Below are 14,801 nucleotides of genomic sequence, written 5' to 3'. Positions count from 1 at the left end.
CGACCCTACGAGGCCGGCCCGGCATCGACCCCCGCCCCGGCGCCGGGCGCGTTCCGGCTGATGAGGTCCTGGAGCAACTCGCGGATGGGCGGCGGCATCAGTCCCTCGGTGGCGAGGAGGTGCCACCGGCAGCCGGGGGCGAGGTCGTCGAGGCGCCGGTACTCCCCGAGCTGGTAGAGCAGCACCAGGGCGTCGAGGGCGTGCTGGGTGGGGCCGGTCGCGGCTCACGTGAGTACGATCGACGGCGGCAGGCCCCGGCCCACCACGGCAAGGTGGACCTTCGTGGTCAGCCCGCCTCGGGACCGATCGAGGCTCTGACGCGCCTGCGAGCGGCCCGCATCTTCCAGTTCGTCCGTGTCCGCGTCCCCCTTGTGCGGGCGCAGACGGCGTGCTGGTGGGCGTGTTTGGCCGTGGAATCGACCGAGACGGTCCACTCCCGCGCGGCCCACCGCCTCGTCGCCGACCTGGATGTGTTCGAGCAGGCGGGCCCAAGTGCCGTCCGATTCCCTTCGGCAGAACCGCTCGTACGCCGGCTGTCGGGGCCCGTATCGCTCGGGCAGGTCACGCCATGGAGTCCCGGTCCGCAAACGACACAGCACGCCGTTGACGACCTGACGGTGGTCCTGCCACGGACGTCCGCGCCCATCCACCAGCGGCACCAGGGGCGCCACCAGCTCCCGACCCCGCGTCCCTCAAGTCGCCTCGACCCGCCGCAAGATCAATCATTGGGCGCCTTAGGGTGTGCGGGTGACCCCTTCCGACGCTGGATCGAAGACACGTTTCCTGGTCCTGAACGACTACGGCATGGGCGGCACCTGGTGGTGGGTCCACGCCCGGTCCGAACAGGAGGTGCTGGAGACCTTCGCCGACGTGGAAGTCGTACACACCGAGGCCACCCGCGCGGAGGCCGAGACCTGGGGACTCGACGAGGCCGACATCGACGGACCGACCACACCACCCGGCCTGGCCGAAGCCCGAGCCCAACGAGACACCCAGCGTGGCCTGCCCGGCTTCGGCGCCTTGGCCGGCCGGCACCTGCTGTACCTGAGCCGCCGGTGGGACGAGGACGACGATCCGATGGTCTACCTGATGGAAGTCGGCCCCGACGGTCGTCGACTCCGCCAGGTCGAGCTGACCGAGGACGGAACGGCCTACCGGAGCACTCCGGAGGACTGGCCCTTCAACCCGCCGTGGGTGGACCGCCACGACCCCACGTGGGTGCCGTTCGTGATCGACCGAGAAGAGTTCGAGGCCCGGTGGACCCGAGCCGTTCACGATCCGAGCCGCTGGGATTAGGGCCTGCCCGACAACTTCCACCGGGGCCGGCCGGCTTGGCACGAGCCCTCCTTGCCTCCGTCGGAAATTGTCGGACAGGACTTACGAGCCCTCCTCGTGAACGGCGTGCGGGGCACCGGAGCCGGGGTCGAAGACCGCCGCGACAAGGACGGTGGCGGCGCGTCGTGCGGCGGCGACGACTTGGGTGTTGCCCGCCCGGGAGGTCCAGCCGTTCTTGATGCCGAACAGACCGGGATTCGGCCGTACCCCGACTCCGGTCAGCAGCCTGTCCTGTGGCGGATCTCTCGGTCTCCGCGTTCGGGGCCGCAGGGAAGCGGGTCGCGGCCGTAGCGGCGAAGGCGGCCGAGTCCAGGTTGGGCAGGCCCAGCATGCCCGAGAGGGCCATCGCGGGCCGAGCCGGTCCGGCCGGCCGCCTCGTAGCCGACGGGCGGGGACGCGGGTGGGGTGGTCGGCGCAGGTGCGTCCATTCGATGGACATGTGGGATCGGGCCCTGCCATCGGCCATTCGTCACCCGTTCGGCCGATGGGTCCTCGGGTGCGGGGGCGGTGGGGGGTGGGCGGACGTCCGTCGCGTGTGGGTGCGGGTGGCCTGAGCCTGCGTTTTCTGTCCCTCGTTGCGCTCGTGGGTGCGTGGAGTGTCGGGCATGCCCATGAAATCGCTTGGAGGCTCGTCGACAATGACGTTTCCCAGGTCCGGTTTGCGGTTGGCGGGCCTTCGTTGCCGGTTGGCGAGGAATGGAACTACTTGAAGCAGATCATTTTCGAGGGTGACGGGTTGCCCGAGGCGGAGAGTTTTCTGACGAGCCAATACGCTCGGGTCAGACTGTCCGGGGAGGAGACCGGTCGTAGTTTCAGCTTCGTGCGTCGTGTCTTCTCGGACGTGAGTCTGGACGGTCTGACGGTGCCGTCGGACTTCTCATTCACCTGCGATGGATTCGAGTCCTTCTGCCTGGTCAGTGTCCATCATGGTGTTTTCACGATGCACCGTGGATCCGGTATGGAGGCCCATGGTCCGGGCAGCGTCATGTTGTTGAGTCGCCCTGGCGAGTCCTTCCGGGGCAACGTCACGCAGAACGCACAGACGGCGGTCCTGGTGCATCCATCAATCATCAACCGGGCTGCCGGAATCGATGAGGACGCGGGATGCCCGCTGGGAGAGTTCAATCCGGTCTCCCGTGACGCGGAGGCCCGTCTTTGCGCACTCGTCGCCCATCTGGTCGGTATGGCGGATGCGGGCGCCCTGGACAACCGTCTGGTGGCGAAGGCCGCGACGGACTACCTGGCCGCCGCGATCCTGGACGGCTTCCCACGTGAGGACCCCCCTTCGGCGGGGACGAGCCCGTCGTACGGGAGGACATGGCAGAGGGCGGCACGGTTCATCGAGGACAACGCCCATCGTGCGATCGGGATCGCCGAGATCGCGGCGGCCGCGCAGGTCTCCGCGCGGGCAGTCCAGTACGCGTTCGTCCGGCATGCCGGGATGACGCCGATGAGTTACCTGCGTCAAGTCCGCCTGGCCCACGCGCATGTGGATCTCCTGGGTGCCGACCCGCACCTGGCCACCGTGGGCCAGATCGCCTCGAAGTGGGGTTTCTCGAACGCGGGTCGCTTCGCGGCGTTCTACCGCGACGCCTACGGTCTGTCCCCGTGCGGCACGTTGCGCAAGGAGTGAGAGGGAGCTTGAGGCTGCCTGCGGACCGCACCGGGCGCCGCGGATCGGCCGCCGGGCGGGGAGGTCACCAGTAGCGCAGCGTCGTGGACGGGTTGACTCCGTAGGCGTCCTTGTAGGCGGTGGCGAACCGGCCGGAGTTCGAGAATCCCCATCGCGCGGCAATTTCCTTGACCGATCTCGCCTTGCCGGGATCCGCGGCCTTCAGCTCTGCGTGAGCGCGTTCCAGACGTACGCGCCGTAGGTGACGGTGGAGCGTGCAATCGCCGTGCCGGGCGAACGCGTAGTGCAGGGCGCGCGGGGTCACCCGCGCATGGCGTGCGATGTCGCCGAGTCTCAGGTCTCGGTGGGCGTTGTCCTCGATGTAGCGGACCGCTCGCCGGTATGTCGCACCGCTGCCGTCCCGGGTGTCGGTCAGGGTCGGCTCGGCATCCGCGACGTCGTTGGGGAACGCCGTCAACACAGCGGTCGCGAGGGCTTGGGCCGCCGACGAGGTCATCAGGGGCGACTGACGAGCGAAGGGGTTGGCGAGCACGCCGTCGCGCACGAACAGCAGGACCGCTCGTACGAGCTGTGCGGCGGCCGGGGAGTGCGGCCTCGGCGAGGTGAAGCGGACGGGACGTCCGGTGTGTCGGGAGCCCGCCGGAGCGGTGTCGTGGAGCAGCCGGGGATCCAGAATGATGCCCATCAATTCCAGCCTCTGGACGTTCATGGTGTACGGGCCCGATCCGGGGGCGAGGAAAGCGACGTCTCCTCCGCAGTACGTTTCCTTTCCGGAGGCGCATTCATAGGCGACCGTTCCGGAGTGGATCACCGACACCAGCGCGCCGAGCATCGAATCGAACTCGAAAAAGAAGGAACAGCCGTATTTCGCTTCGTCGAACACCATGCCGTCCGCATCGATGCGCGAGATCCGAGCGCCTTGACCGGGTTCAAATTTTTCGATGCGCGCACTTTCGAACCCCGAATGGGCGAGGAATCCTTCGATTTCGTCCGCGCGATAGGAGAAGATCTGTTCCATACCGACCTGACTGGTTGTCCGCTTCGGTGGTTCACCGGACCGTGAGGCTCGGTCCGGATACATCGATCGTTGCGGAAACCGGGACGGATGCTGGTCGGGCAGCCGGTCTTTCACACGATCGTGTCGCGGCCTTCGCGGCTGCACGTCCGGTCGCCAAAGGGCCGTTCCCCTCGGGCCAGTCCGTGATGGCGGGTGAGGGCGGGGCGATGGGGTTCGCAGGCCGCCGGCCTGCCGAAGGCGTTCTGCATCGCCCCGCGGGCGATGCCCAGGGGCCCCGAAGGCAACATGCCCGCGGTGGCCGCCGGCGGGGGCGGTAGCACGAACTGATGGACCTGCACCCGAAGCGAAATTGCGGGAATGGGTGCGGCCCGGAGCTTCGGTTGCGGTATGAGATCCTCCACAATCTTGCCGGGCAATGAACATCCGGCCGACAATGCCGAATATTCCACGTGCGGGGATTCGTTTTCTGTCCGACGGGACCATCTGCCCTTGTGAGTGGGCGATCCATCGCGATCCTGATTTCCGCCGGCACGGGTTCGCACCTCGGCCGGAAAGTGATCTCTCGGCCGGCCCTCCGCACCGATGGAGCCGTCAGTGTCGATTCCGGACATCGGGCGGAAGATTTCGCCGGCGTGTCTACGGAATTCCTCTCCGGTCTTCTGTATAGATCTTCACGACCCGCCCTGTCACCTCCTGGAGAAGTGGGTGTGGAGGCGGGTTGTCGACGATCCACTCAGCACGAACCGGAGTAATTGATGGCTCGGGACGGAGAGTTGGGCATGCAGCAGGCGCTGGTGAGCTCCGCCGACGCGCCGGCGATCGCGCCGGTGATCGCGTCGGCGGGCACCGGTGCGGGAGCGTTCGCGGTGCCCGCCGACCGGTCGCGAAGGGCCGTCGCTGCCGGCAAGGAACACCCGAGTACCGCCCACGCGGGCAGCGCTGATCAACATCGGCCCCGGCGAGGCGTTCGCGGTCCAGGGCGACCTCACCCGAGCCCCCGGATGAGGATGCCGTTCACGTAGCGCCGGCAGCCTCTCACCCGGCGGCCGACGAACGGGTCGGCGAGAACGACCTCGGCGTCGGCCTACGAGCGCCATGCGGAAGCCGGCGTCACCGCGGGCCTCCGGTGAGGGAGGCCGTCGGCACGTCGGCGCCGCCAGCCGGCACGGACGCGAAGCGTTTGAGCCCCGAGTCCCCATTCCCACTCGCCATACCGGCCGTCACCGAGGAGGCGCCATGGAGTTGCTGAGCCACCAGCAACGTTACAAGACCTCGGTGTTCTGGCCCGAGGACATTGACGGCAGGCTGAACCTCCTGGTCCGGGCGGCTGCGGCAGCCGGTGAGCGTACCTCTCGCTCCGAACTGCTGGCGGCACTCGTAGCCGCCATCGACGTCGCACCAGAACAGGTGTCCGACCTCCTGCGTCACTACCGCCGCCTGCGCGCAGACGCACTCACCGACGACGAAGAACGCAGCGACTTACCCCTCGTACGGACGCGCGGACCGCGACGTGGCACATCCGGGTAGCCGGCGTCCCGGTGGTCTTGGTCGGTTCAGCAGCCTGGTACCGCGACTGCCGCGCGGAATCTGCTTTTATCCAGGAGTTATTTGGTGTGTCGACGAAGCCGCATTTCAGGATCACACCCGGGACGATATTTTCGAGGAATTGTATTTGCTGGGACCGCTTCGGCGTCGGAAGCAGCCTGTCACCCTCGTCGACCGACGACAGCAAGGTTCCGCGTCGGCGTTGCGGGCGCCGGCGCGGTGAGCGGCTCGGAGCAGCCGCTATGGGCGTTCCGGCGGGCGATCACGGCTTCGGCCGGCAGATCTGGGCCGGTCACCCTCCGGCTCGGTCGCCGTCGAGACGTGTGTGCGTGGGGGGGCAGCGCCCCTCCGCCCGTGTCGGAAACGCCGGCTTGCCGGCCCGCCTGACGGCACACGTCCCGTCCGTACGCTGCTTTCGCGTTTTGTACACTCCCACGGGGATTGGATTTCGCTTTCCGAACAGCGACTCAGTCCACGGGAATACCGATTCACACACATGGCACGTAACCGAATTCGCCCCTCTTCGGAGAGGAGCGTTGGTGTCGATCTCCCTCTCCGGTCAACCGATGTGGTGAGCTTTTCGAAAGACGCATCCGCCGACTTCCTGGACGGGCCTTCGGGCCCATTCAGCGCCTTCCGCAATCCGAGTCGGCGGGCGAGGTCCCGGTGGGGCGACCGAGGCCCGCATCGCGACGCCCGTGCTTCACCGCGCGGGGCTTCGCGCATGCGCCTGCCTGCACGCCCGAACCTGGCTTTCCACACAAGAAGAGGAGCCATGCCCCGAAGGCAGATGTATGCGGTGATGGTGGTCGCGCTCATCACCGGAACGATGGCCACTCCAATGGCGTTCGCCGACGCTGCAACCATGCGTTTCGATCAGCCGTACGTGCCGTTGATCCAGCCCGGCCAATCGGGCCAGGCCACCGTCATCGGTACGAACGGAGTGGGGGACGCCTCCATCACGGCGTTCCGGGTGACGGCACCCGACCAAACGACGTTCGCCGGGAATCAGTACTACGTCAATGGCGTTGTCGGCGCCATGCCCTGTTCGCTTTCGAACGCGAACCGGCTGCTGACGTGCACTGCCGTGGTCGGGAACGAGCCCGCCTTCCCGGCGAATTCACGCACCCGGCTGTCCGTGAACCTGACGGTGGACGCGGGCGCACCGGACGGGGTGACGCTGGAGAACGGCGAGTGGGCGATCGACTCCGGCTACCCGGACACTCCGGTCTCGTTCGCCGTGGCGACCCCGGTACCGGGCCCGCCGGGGCCCCCGGGCGAAAAGGGGGACACGGGTGACCCCGGGGTGCCGGGTTCGGACGGCACCAACGGCGCGCCGGGACTGCCGGGCCAGCCCGGTCCTCCCGGTCCCAGCGGTCCCGTCGGGCCTCCCGGTAACGACGGCGCACCGGGCCCTGCCGGAACCGACGGCAAGGACGGACTGCCGGGCACACCGGGTGCGAAGGGGGACACGGGCAGCCCCGGCCTCCCCGGTACGGACGGCACCAACGGCGCGCCGGGCCAGGACGGAGCGCCGGGTCCGGCAGGAGTGAACGGCAAGGACGGACTGCCGGGTCTGCCCGGCCCCGTCGGGCCTCCCGGCAACGACGGCGCACCCGGTCCTGCCGGCGCCGACGGCACGAACGGACTGCCCGGTACGCCGGGCACACCGGGTGCTTCCGGTGCTCCGGGCGCGCCCGGAGCCACCGGTCCGGCCGGCCCCAAGGGTGATCCGGGCACCTGTGACTGCTCGAAGGACCACCACAAGGGCAGGGGGAAGGTGGTCTCGAAGGAACCACTGGTCATCCGCTCCGGCCCGGGCACCTCGCACAAGGCGTTGGGCAAGCTCCAGCCCGGCTCCGTGGTCGCACTCCAGTGCAAGGTGAACGGCCAGAAGGTCGGCGACAACGCGATCTGGTACCGGCTGCCCGAGAACCGCGGCTGGGTCCCGGCCAGGTACGTGATCGACAAGGCCCCTGTCCCGTACTGCTCCTGAACCGGTGACGGGCGTCGGGACCACCTCGTGCTTCGGGGTGGTCCCGCCGCCCGCGGCGCACCCGATTCGACAACCACCCGAGGCAGAACTGCAATGACGACCCGGACAGCGGCCACCCTTGTCACCACCCCTGACGGTGCACCGTCACCCGGACGCGGCTCCGCGGTGCACAGGGACGCCGTATGGCGCCTGCCCACCTCGGTCTGCCGCATCACCGACCTGCTCGGATCCGAGCGTGCCGGCCGGATCCTGGAGCGGGCCATGGTTACCGCCGACCGCACCATGAAGGCCTCGACCATCCGGGACGGCGAGGTCGTGCCCGCCTTCCGCCGGTCCCGATCGGACGGCGCCTTCACCGCCCCCGAACTGCTCGCCGCCATCAACGAGGTCCTGCCGTCCGTGGAACAGGCCCTCGGCATCTCATGCCCGAACAGCGAGTTCTCCTACGGCCTGAACGTGCACAACGACGGCGACTTCTACCGCGCCCACCAGGACGTCGGGGCCCTGGACTTTGCCTCCAGGCGCCGCCTGACCTTCGTGTACTACGTGCACCGCACGCCTCGCCCCTTCGAAGGCGGCGCGCTGCGCGTGTACGACGGAGCGACCCTGCTGCACGCCGACGGACGCCCCCTGGCCTGGGAGGACCGGGCTTGGCAGGACTGGGGCCCGGACCACGACAGCATCGTGTTCTTCCGACCCGATCGGTGGCACGAGGTGCGCACCCTCAGCTGCCCCAGCGGGGACCCCCGCGACAGCCGCTTCGCCGTCAACGGCTGGCTGTGCACTCCTTCCTCCGACTGACCGGGGGCACCCTCACGTCCGCGTTCCCACGGAGCAGGAGAGATGCAGGAATCCCCCACCACGCCCACCGGGCTCCTCGACCCTTCCCCGATCGGCCCGGACGCGATGTGGCGTCTGCCCACGCCGGTGTGCCAGGTTCGCAACCTCCTCGGGCCGCGGGTGTCGGCCCGGTTGCTCGAACGCGCCATCGCCACCGCCGGTGGCCCACTCGTCCCGGCCACGGTCGGACACGCCCAGGAGGTGCGGCGCGAAGTACGCCGGTCCCACGAGGACTTCGGCTTCGCCCTGCCGGAGCTCGTCGCAGCAGTCCACGAACTGCTGCCCGGCGTCGAAGGGGCACTGGGCGTGTCATGCCGGGACACCGAGCCCCGCCACAGCCTGAACGTCCATTCGGACGGCGAGTTCCTCGTCCCGCACCAGGACTCGTGGGACACGTTCCATCCCCTGCGCGCGGTGACCTTCGTGTACTACCTGCACCGCACGCCCCGCCCGTTCGAGGGCGGCGCGCTGCGGGTGTACGACGGTGCGACTCCGGTCCGGCCGGACGGGCGTTCCACGGCCTGGGAGGATCGCAGTTGGACGGACTACCCGCCCGAGCACGACAGCATCCTGTTCTTCCGTCCCTCCGCCCGGCACGAGGTTCGGCCGGTTACCTGCCCGAGCAGGCGGCGCGAGGACAGTCGCTTCGCCATCAACGGCCGGCTGACCCGGTTGCCTGCGGGATAGGTCGGCAGCTACGTTCCCGTCGGCCGCGGCGGCGTCCCGGAGGCCACTGCCCCTGAAGTCGGGGCGCGGCCGGTTTCCACCCGGTCGGCCCACAGCCGCGGGGGCGTCGCAGCGTGTTTCGGGGGCACACGGGGAGCGTCGCCCGCCCCACCGTTGACCAAGATTGGATCTTGTGGACGCCACTTCTCGCTCGGGCTCGGCCCGCCGCGATGCCCGCTGGTCCACCCTCGCCCGCCAGTACCTCCCCCAACGGGCTGCGCCGCTGGCGATCCCGGTGACCTTCGCCTACCGCCGAAGCGACCCCCTGTGCGTCCACGCCGTCTTCCACTGCCCCCAAGGCGACGACGTCACCTGGATGCTCGGGCGCGACGTACTGGCCGCCGCCACCCGGACACTCACCGGCAGCGGCGACATCATCGGCTGGCCCGATCCGATCGACAGCCGACTGTGGCTGCGCCTCGGCCCCTCACCCGGCCACGCCCTCCTCAGCCTCGACCGGGACCAACTGAGCGCTTGGCTGCAGAACACCTTCACCCTCGTCCCGCCGGGCACCGAGGAGGACCACCTGGACTGGACACCCATCCACGAACTCCTGGCCCACTGAGTCACCGACGCAAGCCTCCGAGGACCACTTCGGTGCTCACCGGGGCCGAGTGGAACGCTCAGGCGCACATGGTCGGGGCCTCACCCTGCTCCGGACTCTGCACTCGGCTTCGACGGGCGGATGAGGGGTGTGACGCACATCCCGTCGGGTAGCCGCGTCGCATGACCTCCTCCAGGAATCCCGCGGTCCCGTGGAACGACAGCTCCCTCGGCCTCCTGACGCACGGGTACGCGTGGCTGCCCGGCCGGATTCGCCGGGAGTCCGCGGGCGTGGTCAGGACCCGGTTGCTGGGTCGCCCGGTCGTCGCCCTGGGCGGGCCGGGCGCGGCCCGGTTCTTCTACGACCGGCGCCACGTCGTACGAACTACCGCCCTGCCGAGCCCCGTTGTCGACACCTGGTACGGGCGGGCCGCCTCGCCCGCTCCGGACGACGACGCGCACCGGGCCCGCACGGCGATGTTCGCCACCCTCCTGGGGGACGGGGCCGGCGCCGCCACTCTCGCCGGGCACGTCGGCTGGCGGTGGCGCGAGGCGGTGGCGGGCCGGCAGCAGGACCGGGTGGTGCTCTTCGACTTGATCGCCGAGGTCCTCGCTCAGGCGGTGTGCGACTGGGCAGGGCTCCCCCTGACCGAATCGGCGGCCTCGGAGATGGCACGCGACTGCACGGCCATGGTCGACGGCTTCGCCGTTCCCGGACCCCGCCATCTGCGCGCCCGCCGTGCCCGCAGCCGGCAGGAGAAGGCTCTCGCCGACCTGATCGCGCACGTGCGCGGGACCCAGCCGGAGGCCGTCACCAAGCGATCGGCCCTGGAGACGGTCGCCTGGTACCGCGGCACGGAGGGGCGGCTCCTGGACCTGCGCACCGCGGCGGTCGAGTTGCTGGACCTCGTACGACCCACCGTCGCCGTCGCCTGGTTCGCCACGTTCGCCGCGCATGCGCTGCACCGGTGGCCCGAGCACCGGGAGCTGCTGCGGTCCGACGCCCGGGGCGCCCACGCGGTGGCGTTCGCGCACGAGGTCCGGCGCTTCTACCCGTTCGCCCCGTTCGTCGGCGGCGTGGCGGCGCAGGATCTGACCTGGCGGGGCGAGCACCTGCCGAAGGGGACCGTGGTCCTGCTCGACCTGTACGGACAGAACCACGACCCCGCCCTGTGGGAACACCCCTACCGCTTCGATCCGCAGCGATTCATCAGCACGAACAGCCCGCTGGACCACCTCGTGCCCCAGGTCGGCGCGGACCCGGCCAGGGGCCATCGCCGCCCCGGCGAGGAGATCACCGTCGCGGTGCTCGCGTCCGTCGTCACGGAGCTGGCGCAGCTCGACTTCGACGTTCCCGAGCAGGACCTGACCATTCCCCTGTCCCGGATACCGACGCTCCCCCGCAGCCGCTTCGAACTCAACCTGCCGTGACAAGACGCCTCGCGCGTCGACGCCGACCGGCACCTGGACGTCGATGAGGAGCGCAGGCTGTACCAGCACTACGGCCTGCCCGGCTCCCACGCCCACGGACACGGCAGTGGACACGGGATGACCCGTCGCACCGCCGTGGACGCCCCTGCCCCCGATGTGGGGGTTCGGTTTCCCGAACCCCCACATCGGGGGCAGGCACGATCGATAGCCGCGCCCCGCCCGCCGAGGATGAGGTCATGGCTGAAACAGTGACAGGGATCGGTGCGGGAACCGCCGCGCGGGCGCAGGACCTGCACCGTGAGTACGGGCGCGGCACCGCAGTGGTACGGGCGTTGCGGGGGGTGTCGGTGGACCTCGCACCCGGGACGTTCACGGCAGTGATGGGGCCGTCGGGTTCCGGCAAGACCACCTTGCTGCACTGCCTCGCGGGGATGGACCGGCCCACTCGGGGCTCCGTGTGGTGGGGCGGTACCGAGGTGTCCCGGCTGCCCGAGCGGCGGCTGGCGGAACTGCGGCGGAGCCGGGTCGGGTTCGTGTTCCAGGCCTTCAACCTGATGCCGGCGATGACGGTCGCGCAGAACGTCGAGCTGCCCGGCCGGCTGGCCGGCGAGCGGCCTGAGCGCGGTCGGGTGTTGGACGCGCTCGCCCGGGTGGGGCTGGCCGGGCGTGAGCGGCACCGGCCCGGGCAGCTGTCCGGCGGGCAGCAGCAGCGGGTGGCGATCGCCCGAGCAATGGTCTCCAGCCCTCAGGTGCTTTTCGCCGACGAGCCGACGGGCGCACTGGACCGGGCCACAGGCCACGAGATACTCGCCCTGCTGCGTGCCGATGTGGACCGGTACGGCCGAACCTGCGTGATGGTGACCCACGATCCGGTCGCCGCCGGGTACGCGGATCGGGTGCTGTTGCTCGCCGACGGCCTGGTGGTCGACGAGTTGGACCGGCCCTCCGCCGCCGTGATCGGCGCGCGCCTGAGCCGTCTGGGCGGGTGAGCACGATGACCTCGATCGCCCTGGGGCAGATGCGCCGGAGTCCGGCCGCTTTCGTCGGTCTGGCGGTCGCGCTCTTCCTCGCCATCGCCACCCTGACGCTGTTCGGCACCTTGTTCGCCACCGAGGTCACCGCTCCTGCGGCCGTCCGGAAGGGGGTCGTAGGGCCCGGTCTGATGGTGATCGCCGGCGCCTTCGGTGAGATTTCCGTTCTGGTCGCGTTCTTCGTCGTGGTCAACGCGTTGGGCTTCGCCATCCGTCAACAGCACCGCGAGCTGGCCCTACTGCGCACCATCGCGGCGACGCCCCGTCAGGCACGGCGGCTGGTCCGTGGCCAGGTCGTCGCGGCCACCTTGCTGATGACCGTGCCGGGTTGGGTCGCCGGCGCGGGGGCGGCCCGTATCGTCCTCACCGAACTGCAGCGGCGAGGGATGGCGGCGTCGGGCCTGCGGGTGCCGGGGACACCGGTGCCGATGCTGATCGCGCTGGTGGCCGTGCTCGCCGTCGGCCTGGCGGCGTCGGCCGTCGCGGCGAGCCGGATCTCCCGGATCGCTCCCGCGGTCGCCCTGACCGCGACCTCGACCGAGCACGGACGGACGGGCGCGCTGCGGCTGCTGGCCGCGATCGTCGCGTTGGTGGGCGGCGGCCTACTGCTGCGACTGGCCGCGACGCGGCCGGCGGAGCAGCTGGACAAGGCAGGGCAGGCAGCATTGCTCGGTTCGCTGGTGCTGCTGATCGCGGTGGCCCTGGCTGGGCCGCTCGCGGCGCGCGTCCTGGCGGCCGCGTTGGGCGCGCCGATACGGGCCCTGATGCCCGGTACGGGGTGGCTGGCCGACGCCAACCTGCGCGGGTACGCGCGGCGGCTGTCGTCCGCCGTGGTACCGATCGCGCTGCTCGTGGGCCTTTGCGGCACCATGATGATCATGACGAGCACTGCCGAGCACGCAACGGGCGCGACAGGTACCAGCGTCACATCCGCCACGGATGTCTGGTTGCGCCAGGCCGAGTTGGCACTGCTGACCTGCTTCGCCGCCGTCTCCACCGTCAACACGCTGATCGCCGTGACCGCCGACCGCCGCCGCGAGTTCGCCCTGCTGCGACTCGTCGGCGCGACCCGGTCGCAGCTTCTGCGCATGCTGACCGCGGAGGCGGGACTGACCTCGGCGGTGGCGGTGCTGCTCGGCTCAGCGGTCGCGGGAGCCGCGTCGGCGGCGTTCAGCACAGCGGTGACCGGCTCGGCGATGCCCTCCGTGCCAATGGCATCCTGCGGCTGGATCGTCGCGGGCGCGGTGGCGCTGACCATGCCGAGCATTCTGGTCACGGGCCTTCGAGCGGTTCGTGGTCCGGCGGCGGAGTTGGTGGGCGGTGGCCGTGACTGAACGGAGCGGCGAGCCGGTTCGCGAGGGTGCGGCCGGCGAACGGACGCCCACCCACCCGGGCCCTCGGGCCGTGACGAGCGCGCCGCCCGCCGGGTCGGCGCCGTCCCTCGCCCTTGGCCGGCCGGCCGAGGTGCCCGGGGTGGAGGTGGCTGGGCAACGACGGTACTTCTCCGTTCGGGGCCGCGAATGGGCCTTCGCCGTTGTCGGGCTGCCGCTCGCCCTGCTCGGCAGCGTGTACGCGCTCGCCGTCGTGTACGTGGGTGCTCTGCTCTCGCTCACCGTGCTCGGCCTGCCGTTCGTGGTCGCCGCACTACTGGGCGTGCGTGGTTTCGGCACCCTGCACCGGTGGCTGGTCGGCCGGTTGCTCAGGGAGTCCATCGAGGCGCCGGCCAGATTGCCCCGCCCGGCGGGTGTGATCGCCCGCGGCCGTGTCGTGCTGACCGACCCGGTCGCTTGGCGGACGTTGCTCTACCTGGTGCTGCGGTTGCCGCTGGGCGTGCTCGGGTTCGCCGCCGCCGTGGCGCTTCCCCTCGGCTGTGGCTGGCTGATCGGCTTTCCGCTCTGGGCGCGCCTACTGGACCCGGCCCCAGGGCCGTCCGCTTCGATGGCTGCCGCTTCCGTTCTGCTGGGCTCGGTCCTCCTGTCCGCGGTTCCCGGTGCGGTCCGGGTGCTGAGCCGGGCGAACCGGTGGCTCGCCCGGCTACTGCTCGGCCCCGCCCGCGCCCAGCGGCGTGTCAGGGAGTTGGAGACCGCGCGTACCGTCCTGCTCGCGGATGGCGCCGAGCAGCTCCGCCGCCTGGAGCGTGACCTGCACGACGGCACCCAGGCCCGGCTGGTCGCCCTGGCGATCACGCTCGCGCTGACCGAGGACGCGCTCGATCCCGCCGGCCCGAACCTCGAACGGCTGCGCACCCTGGTGGGCCGGGCCTGCAGCCAAACCGACGAAACCATCGCCGAGCTGCGACGACTCACCCAGGGCCTGCACCCGGTGACGCTGGACGGTGGCCTGGACCAAGCGCTGCCCGGCCTCTCCGCCACCTCGCCGGTGCCGGTCACCATGCGCCTGGACCTGCGGGAACGCCCTCATCAAGTGGTCGAACGGGCCATCTACTTCTGCGCCGCCGAGCTCCTCACCAACGTCGCCAAGCACAGCGGTGCCCGCTCGGCCGAGCTCACGGCGAGCACGGCCGACGGCCGCATCCGCTTGATGGTGCGCGATGACGGCCGCGGTGGTGCGGCGCTCGGCGGCGGCACCGGGCTCACCGGTCTGGCCGAGCGGCTCGCGGCGGTCGACGGCGTCCTGCGGGTCGACAGCCCACCGGGCGGGCCCACCACGGTCACCGCCGAGCTGCCGACGCACCTGTGACGA

General features: G+C 70.4%; 13 protein-coding genes and 1 pseudogene. 11 read left to right on the top strand and 3 right to left on the bottom strand.

Annotated features, from left to right (window positions below; all coding sequences use genetic code 11):
* Window positions 1-5: 5 nt before the first annotated feature.
* Together ACFVS6_RS06020 and ACFVS6_RS06015 are read right to left on the bottom strand one after the other, a co-directional pair.
* Complete coding sequence (locus tag ACFVS6_RS06020) at window positions 6-185, bottom strand: hypothetical protein (RefSeq protein ID WP_389701041.1); 180 nt, start codon at window positions 183-185, stop codon at window positions 6-8.
* 42 nt (window positions 186-227) lie between these two features.
* Window positions 228-726: pseudogene (locus tag ACFVS6_RS06015) on the bottom strand (IS5 family transposase); the annotation flags it as partial.
* A 21-nt stretch (window positions 727-747) separates the two neighbouring features.
* Between ACFVS6_RS06015 and ACFVS6_RS06010 the strand changes: the two are divergent.
* Both ACFVS6_RS06010 and ACFVS6_RS06005 read left to right on the top strand, forming a co-directional pair.
* The gene (locus ACFVS6_RS06010; RefSeq protein WP_389701039.1) at window positions 748-1,296 is read left to right on the top strand and encodes a hypothetical protein; all 549 of its coding nucleotides are present in this window, start codon (window positions 748-750) and stop codon (window positions 1,294-1,296) included.
* A gap of 745 nt (window positions 1,297-2,041) precedes the next feature.
* The gene (locus ACFVS6_RS06005) at window positions 2,042-2,968 is read left to right on the top strand and encodes a helix-turn-helix domain-containing protein (protein ID WP_389701037.1); all 927 of its coding nucleotides are present in this window, start codon (window positions 2,042-2,044) and stop codon (window positions 2,966-2,968) included.
* Between the two features lie 64 nt (window positions 2,969-3,032).
* On the opposite strand, the gene ACFVS6_RS06000 is transcribed toward ACFVS6_RS06005, so the two are convergent.
* Complete coding sequence (locus tag ACFVS6_RS06000; RefSeq protein WP_389701036.1) at window positions 3,033-3,986, bottom strand: AraC family transcriptional regulator; 954 nt, start codon at window positions 3,984-3,986, stop codon at window positions 3,033-3,035.
* Window positions 3,987-5,222: 1,236 nt separating this feature from the next.
* Between ACFVS6_RS06000 and ACFVS6_RS05995 the strand changes: the two genes are divergently transcribed.
* The 9 genes from ACFVS6_RS05995 (at window position 5,223) to ACFVS6_RS05955 (ending at window position 14,798) form a co-directional block, all read left to right on the top strand.
* The gene (locus tag ACFVS6_RS05995; protein ID WP_389701034.1) at window positions 5,223-5,513 is read left to right on the top strand and encodes a hypothetical protein; all 291 of its coding nucleotides are present in this window, start codon (window positions 5,223-5,225) and stop codon (window positions 5,511-5,513) included.
* 793 nt (window positions 5,514-6,306) lie between these two features.
* The gene (locus ACFVS6_RS05990) at window positions 6,307-7,527 is read left to right on the top strand and encodes an SH3 domain-containing protein (RefSeq protein ID WP_389701032.1); all 1,221 of its coding nucleotides are present in this window, start codon (window positions 6,307-6,309) and stop codon (window positions 7,525-7,527) included.
* A gap of 165 nt (window positions 7,528-7,692) precedes the next feature.
* On the top strand, window positions 7,693-8,328 hold the full coding sequence (locus ACFVS6_RS05985) for a 2OG-Fe(II) oxygenase (protein WP_389701030.1): 636 nt from the start codon (window positions 7,693-7,695) through the stop codon (window positions 8,326-8,328).
* Window positions 8,329-8,370: 42 nt separating this feature from the next.
* Window positions 8,371-9,054, top strand: coding sequence for a 2OG-Fe(II) oxygenase (locus tag ACFVS6_RS05980; RefSeq protein ID WP_389701028.1), 684 nt, complete (start codon window positions 8,371-8,373; stop codon window positions 9,052-9,054).
* Window positions 9,055-9,226: 172 nt separating this feature from the next.
* Window positions 9,227-9,658, top strand: a complete 432-nt coding sequence (locus ACFVS6_RS05975; protein ID WP_389701026.1) for an SsgA family sporulation/cell division regulator — start codon at window positions 9,227-9,229, stop codon at window positions 9,656-9,658.
* A gap of 161 nt (window positions 9,659-9,819) precedes the next feature.
* On the top strand, window positions 9,820-11,067 hold the full coding sequence (locus ACFVS6_RS05970; RefSeq protein ID WP_389701024.1) for a cytochrome P450: 1,248 nt from the start codon (window positions 9,820-9,822) through the stop codon (window positions 11,065-11,067).
* Window positions 11,068-11,303: 236 nt separating this feature from the next.
* Entirely contained in the window at window positions 11,304-12,056 is a 753-nt protein-coding gene (locus ACFVS6_RS05965) for an ABC transporter ATP-binding protein (protein WP_389701023.1), read from the top strand.
* 5 nt (window positions 12,057-12,061) lie between these two features.
* Complete coding sequence (locus ACFVS6_RS05960) at window positions 12,062-13,432, top strand: FtsX-like permease family protein (protein WP_389701137.1); 1,371 nt, start codon at window positions 12,062-12,064, stop codon at window positions 13,430-13,432.
* A gap of 145 nt (window positions 13,433-13,577) precedes the next feature.
* On the top strand, window positions 13,578-14,798 hold the full coding sequence (locus tag ACFVS6_RS05955; RefSeq protein WP_389701021.1) for a sensor histidine kinase: 1,221 nt from the start codon (window positions 13,578-13,580) through the stop codon (window positions 14,796-14,798).
* Window positions 14,799-14,801: the final 3 nt, after the last annotated feature.

It is taken from the genome of Streptomyces sp. NPDC057939 (assembly GCF_042887545.1).
Classification (GTDB): domain Bacteria; phylum Actinomycetota; class Actinomycetes; order Streptomycetales; family Streptomycetaceae; genus Streptomyces.
The sequence above is the reverse complement of the archived record's forward strand: the minus strand, read 5'-3'. Positions and strand labels throughout refer to the sequence as shown.